The organism is Oceanobacillus profundus (assembly GCF_003515705.1).
GTDB lineage: Bacteria > Bacillota > Bacilli > Bacillales > Amphibacillaceae > Oceanobacillus > Oceanobacillus profundus.
On sequence record NZ_QWEH01000038.1, the window covers coordinates 1 to 5583 of the forward strand.

Consider the following 5583-nt stretch of genomic DNA (forward strand, 5'->3'; position numbering starts at 1 on the left):
GTTGGTAGCTCATAACAGACCTCCGTGTATGTGTTGGTGTGGTTACTTACATTTTACACGAAGCTGTTATGGGTTGTTTTATTTTAACCACATTTTTTAGGTGTTGCACTTAATATTACAATTCGTCAAAAAGAAAAACTGTATTATTATAAAAATTAAATTATTTGGTTGGTGAGAAAGATGAATCCAGTATTGAAAGAATTTCCTGAAGAATTTACAACAGAACGATTGATTATTCGCATGCCAAGACCGGGAGATGGAAAAGTTGTTTTTGAAGCAATAAAAGCCTCAATGAAGGAATTGAAGCCGTGGATGCCCTTTGCCCAGCAGGAGCAAACAGAGCAGGATGTTGAGCTGAATATTCGATCGGCTCATACTTCTTTTTTGACGAGAGAAGATCTTAGATTACTTGTTTTCCATAAAGGGACTGGAGAATTTATTGCATCTTCTGGTCTGCATCGGATTAACTGGTCTATTCCTAAATTTGAAATTGGTTATTGGATTGATACTCGCTTTAGTGGAAAAGGATATATGATAGAAGCGGTACAAGGTATTGCGGACTTCGCTTTCGCGGAATTACATGCCAAGCGGCTAGAAATACGTTGCGATACACATAACCAAAAAAGCCGAGCAATTCCGGAGAAATTAGGTTTTGTGTTAGAAGGTATTTTAAAAAATGATGATCTTTCTCCAGATACGAATGAACTGCGAGATACATGTGTTTATGCGAAGCTTGCTTAAGCTAATTTTGGTTATACTAATAAGGAAAGTAGGTTAAATTTATGAAAATCGGTTTGATAGGGAGGATAATATCGATGACGACTTTATTTTTAGTCCAACATCAAAAAAAATACGCGGAAGAAATATCCCGTCTATCCTCAGCAGTTCAAGTAAAAGAGGCATTGGGATTGGATGACGAACAGACTTCTATAGAGGGGACAATAAATTTTATTACCCATGTTTTCGAACAGGAACGGCTTGGGAAACAGTTTTCCAGAGTAATATTGAACGATGGTGGGGAACTAATAGGTGTGATTACATTGAAGGATATTGATCGGATTCATAATAGGTGTCACATTGGTACTTGGATCGGTTACCCCTACTGGGGAAAAGGCTATAATGCAATGGCTAAAACTGAAATTCTGCATATAGCTTTTTCAAAGTTCCGATTAAAAAATGTATTTGCAGGTGCAAAACGAGAAAATATCCGTTCCCAAAAAGCACAAGAAAAGCTACCATACATAAGAATTGGAGTGGAGAAGGAATTTCCTGAGGAGCATCGAAAGCTTGAATCACAGGCTGAGGCACCATGCATATTAAATGTAATTGAAAGGCAGCGGTGTTCATGGCGTGGTATAGAAGTACAATATGAATTTTCGAAGAGGAGCATATAATAGGAATGAACATTAGAGAAATCCAACTTCATGAAAGTCCACCAATGGACTTATTGCTCATGGCCGATCCTTCTCAAAAGCTTGTTGCTGCGTATTTAGAAGGAGGGGATTGCTATGTTTTAGAAGAGAAAGATCAAATAATCGGTGTTTATGTTCTTATACCAACAAGAACAGGAACAGTTGAATTGATAAATATTGCGGTGGCAGAGACTGCACAAGGAAAAGGGATAGGCAAACTACTAGTAATGGATGCACTTAAGCGAGCTAGACGGGATGGATTTAAAATAATAGAGATAGGGACAGGGAATTCCAGTATTGGACAATTGGCTCTCTATCAAAAATGTGGATTTCGAATAACAGCTATCGATAGGGACTTTTTCATTCGGCACTATGATACACCTATTTATGAAAACGGCATATGGTGCCGAGATATGATTCGACTGTCACAAGAGTTATAAATTCGATGTGCAGTATATAGCAAAAGGCATCATAAGTAGATTAGTAGGGGAGATAAAATGTGCAATGAAATTAATTTCTCCTAGTATAAAATACTATAAAGCAACTAATTTGATTTCCGGTAACGCTTTCATTAAACTGTAGTTAGAACTACATCGTACTAAAGGAGGAATTTAAATGGAAGATAAGGTTGTGTTGATCACAGGTGGTGCTGGTGGAATCGGGCAAGAAACGGCACAGTTATTTTTGGATAATGGTGCGAAAGTTGTATTAGTAGATATTAATAAAGATGCACTAGAACGTGCAAAAGCTTCACTAAATGCAGAACCTGATAGGGTAGTAGTTATTGGTGCCGATGTAACAAATGAGGAAGATGTTAAAAATTATGTCAAGCAAACGGTTGATGCATTTGGCAAGATTGATGTATTCTTCAACAATGCTGGAATTAATGGACCTTTCGCACAAATTAAAGATTTGGAGAAAGAAAAATTTGAACAAATCCTTAATATTAACGTTACAGGTGTATTTCTTGGATTAAAGCATGTTATTAAGCAAATGGAAGTTCAAGGTTATGGAAGTATAATCAATACTGCATCGAATGCAGCATATATCGGTTCTGCTGGTATGGCAGGTTATATTGCTTCAAAACACGCAGTAGCAGGTATTACAAAAACTGCTGCACTTGAAACAGCTTCTAGCGGAATCCGTATCAACGCAGTTGCGCCAGCTGCAATAGATACGCAAATGCTGGCTGATATTCAAAATAATATTACGCCAGGAGAGCCAGAAGCATCCGGTGAGGCAATCAAACAGGGGATTCCAATTGGGCGTTTTGGTGCACCGAAGGAAGTTGCTCAAGTAGTCTTATTCCTAGCTTCAGAGCATGCATCGTTTGTAACGGGGTCACTATACAATGTGGATGGTGGTATGCAGGCGGATTAAGGCTGATAGGTATATTTTATTACACAATCCCCCCACCAAAAGCAAACAAACATGTTTTTTGGTGGGGGGATGGTTTATACATAATAAAGTTTTAATCTACATCAATGGAACATACCAGATTCCCTTGATTTTTTAATTAATTTACGTGTCTGTTTATTAATCGGTTGTTTCAAAAAGACTCCGAGTAAGAAAGCCGCGAGTCCAAATAAGGATAAGGATATGACATCTCGTAACACACGGCTCCAGACAATTCCACCAACAGCTTCACGCATCAAGTCAATTGCATACGTGAACGGAAGGAAGGGGTTAATCATTTGGAAGAAGTCTGGCAGCAATACAACTGGATAGGTTCCCCCAGATCCTGCAATTTGCAGAACTAAAAGAACAATTACGGTTGCTTTCCCTATATCACCAAACACAGAAACAAGTGTATAAATGATAACCATGAATATGATGCTGATGAACAGACCAAACACAATTAACCAGCCAGGATGAGCCGCCCCGACATTTAACAACAAGAGGTCACCTGAAGTTATTATTAATGTCTGCAAGATTCCAATTGTCATAAAGGTGAATAGTTTACCGAAATACTGTTCACGTATTGTAAAGCCTTCGGGATTGTGAACGTCGGTTGATAATAGAGAAATAAGTAGTAAACCACCAACCCAAATTGCTAACACCGTATAAAATGGTGTCATCCCTGTGCCATAGTTGGCAATAGGGAAAATCTTATTCTCATCCAATACTATTGGTTCTGAGAAAAATCCTTTTTCAGCATCTGGGTCATTTTGCAGCAGCTGAATAATTTCTTCCAAGTCTGTTTCACCTTGAATCTGTCGGATTCGATCTGCTATTTCCTTAATTTTACTGTTCACATATGGATACTCACCAAGGATGCTTTCCAATAATTCTTTTCCCTCACCGAGATTGGTATCGGTTCGAGCCAAAATATTTTCAATCTCTGGGATAGTTTCCTGAATTTCAACCAATATTCCTCTTGCATCGTTTAAGGTTGTTTTGGCGCTATTTACATTCTCTAATACAGTAGGCTCAATGTTTTCTTTATATTCCTTTACAAATGCATCGACGGATTCATTTGTAGTTGCTGCACGTTCTTTCAATTCATCAAGAACCTGTGTCATCTCGAGTTTTGATTCATCTATAAATGATAGGAGGTCGGAGCCAGCATTTTGAATATTTTCAAGCTCCGTTTTCAATGTAGCAAGCTGTTCCAATGCCAATGTTATTTCTTCTTGCTTTGGCTTAATTTCATTTTCATTTCCGTTTTCGTTCCCAATTTCATTCTCAGACTCATTTTCATCCTCAGAACCCGATTGAGATTGCTCCTGTAACTGCCGTAAAATTGTTTCAATCGATTCGATTTGCTCGATAGCTTGCGAAGTTTTTGTATCGATTTGTTCAGACAAGTTTTCACCATTTGTAAAATCAACATCAGTTGATTGTATATCTTGCATAAATGAATTGATGTTCGCAGTTACTTCTTGTGCTTGTTCTAATCTTTTTTCTATTTCAGGAGCTATTTCATTAAGACGGTTTTCAGCTTCGTTTAGAAATGCTACGGTATCATCAATTGTATGAAGTCCATTTTCAGTTATTCGTTTCGCATCTGGTATTAGTGCTTGAGCGTTATGAATAATATCCGTAGCATGATTCGCATCCGTTAACGAACTAGTTAAGACGTCATGAATTTCCGGCAGTTTTTCTTCCATTTCAAAAATGTAGTTTTTAAAACGTTCCATATCCGGCAAGTCATTTTCTAATTCAATTCCAATCGTATTAAATAAGTCAAAAATAACACCATTAACAGTTGAAATGAATTGGCTGCTTACATTTTCTACAATGACACTTGCACCTTTGTCTGTCATCTTCGGACTAATAGCATTTATTTTTTCATTCACATAATATTCAACATTTGCTTTCTCAGGCTTGTCACTAATTACAGTAGCCAGCTTTTCTGAAAAATCTTCTGGTATGATAATAACGGCAAAATAATCGCCATATTCAACGCGCTCCATTGCAGTCTGACGGTCTGTGAAGTTCCAGTCCATCGAGTCATCTTCTTTTAACGTCTCAATTAATTCATCACCAACATCAATATCTTCATCATGAACAGTTGCTCCCAAATCCTCATTTACAATACCAATTGGCATTCGATCGAGCTGACCATATGGATCCCAAGAAGCCTTTATATTAAACCAAGCATAGAGGGAGGGCAGCAGTACAAGTCCTCCAATAATCACTAATGCAATCCAGTTTGTTCCTGTTTTTTTCATATCGGTTGAAAATATCTTCCAACTATTCTTCATTGTTTCGCTTCCTTACTTTAATTTTTGTTTAGATAATAGTACAAATTATAACAATGCCTTTACAATAATGCCATATTGGCAGCGTTGATCGAGTATTTAGAAATTTATTAGCTATTATAAAATCGGACTATAATTTGTGAAGCGTTCTTGTTTTAATCACCAAACGATATTTTTATTCTTCTGTTTGAAAAGCAATAATGATAAAACATAGAATGGATAATAAAAGAATCAGGATAACGGGAAATTCCTATAATGAAGTTTTACTTCAACGGAGAGTTTATGGCTTTATTGGACACCATGATATTACATTTATGTATCGGTTTAAACATATAAAAAAGAGGCTGAGACATAACTAGCCTAAATTACTGAAAAATGGTTCCGATCATCGGTTTTTGATGATCGGAACCATTTTGCTTTGGATTATTTTTATTATCTACTGTTTGATTTCTGTTCATGGCGGTGTA

Annotated in this window: 5 protein-coding genes; 4 read left to right on the forward strand and 1 reads right to left on the reverse strand. The window is 37.0% G+C overall.

What is annotated here, in order from left to right:
* Positions 1-180: 180 nt before the first annotated feature.
* From D1B32_RS23350 to D1B32_RS23365, 4 genes are all read left to right on the forward strand, one after another.
* Positions 181-741: a GNAT family N-acetyltransferase gene (locus D1B32_RS23350; RefSeq protein WP_118890498.1), complete on the forward strand. Its 561-nt coding sequence runs from the start codon at positions 181-183 to the stop codon at positions 739-741.
* A 74-nt stretch (positions 742-815) separates the two neighbouring features.
* Positions 816-1394, forward strand: coding sequence for a GNAT family N-acetyltransferase (locus tag D1B32_RS23355; RefSeq protein ID WP_118890499.1), 579 nt, complete (start codon positions 816-818; stop codon positions 1392-1394).
* Positions 1395-1399: 5 nt separating this feature from the next.
* The gene (locus tag D1B32_RS23360) at positions 1400-1852 is read left to right on the forward strand and encodes a GNAT family N-acetyltransferase (protein WP_095311413.1); all 453 of its coding nucleotides are present in this window, start codon (positions 1400-1402) and stop codon (positions 1850-1852) included.
* Positions 1853-2027: 175 nt separating this feature from the next.
* Entirely contained in the window at positions 2028-2792 is a 765-nt protein-coding gene (locus D1B32_RS23365) for an SDR family NAD(P)-dependent oxidoreductase (RefSeq protein WP_095311415.1), read from the forward strand.
* 101 nt (positions 2793-2893) lie between these two features.
* Here the strand turns inward: D1B32_RS23365 and D1B32_RS23370 are convergent, their stop codons facing one another.
* The gene (locus tag D1B32_RS23370) at positions 2894-5119 is read right to left on the reverse strand and encodes a YhgE/Pip domain-containing protein (protein WP_095311417.1); all 2226 of its coding nucleotides are present in this window, start codon (positions 5117-5119) and stop codon (positions 2894-2896) included.
* Positions 5120-5583 lie beyond the last annotated feature (464 nt).

What these genes read in the sequence shown, in the direction of transcription:
- D1B32_RS23370 (WP_095311417.1), bottom strand. Translation starts at nt 5,119, where the DNA reads ATGAAGAATAGTTGGAAGATATTTTCAACCGATATGAAAAAAACAGGA.
- D1B32_RS23360 (WP_095311413.1), top strand. Translation starts at nt 1,400, where the DNA reads ATGAACATTAGAGAAATCCAACTTCATGAAAGTCCACCAATGGACTTA.
- D1B32_RS23355 (WP_118890499.1), top strand. Translation starts at nt 816, where the DNA reads ATGACGACTTTATTTTTAGTCCAACATCAAAAAAAATACGCGGAAGAA.
- D1B32_RS23350 (WP_118890498.1), top strand. Translation starts at nt 181, where the DNA reads ATGAATCCAGTATTGAAAGAATTTCCTGAAGAATTTACAACAGAACGA.
- D1B32_RS23365 (WP_095311415.1), top strand. Translation starts at nt 2,028, where the DNA reads ATGGAAGATAAGGTTGTGTTGATCACAGGTGGTGCTGGTGGAATCGGG.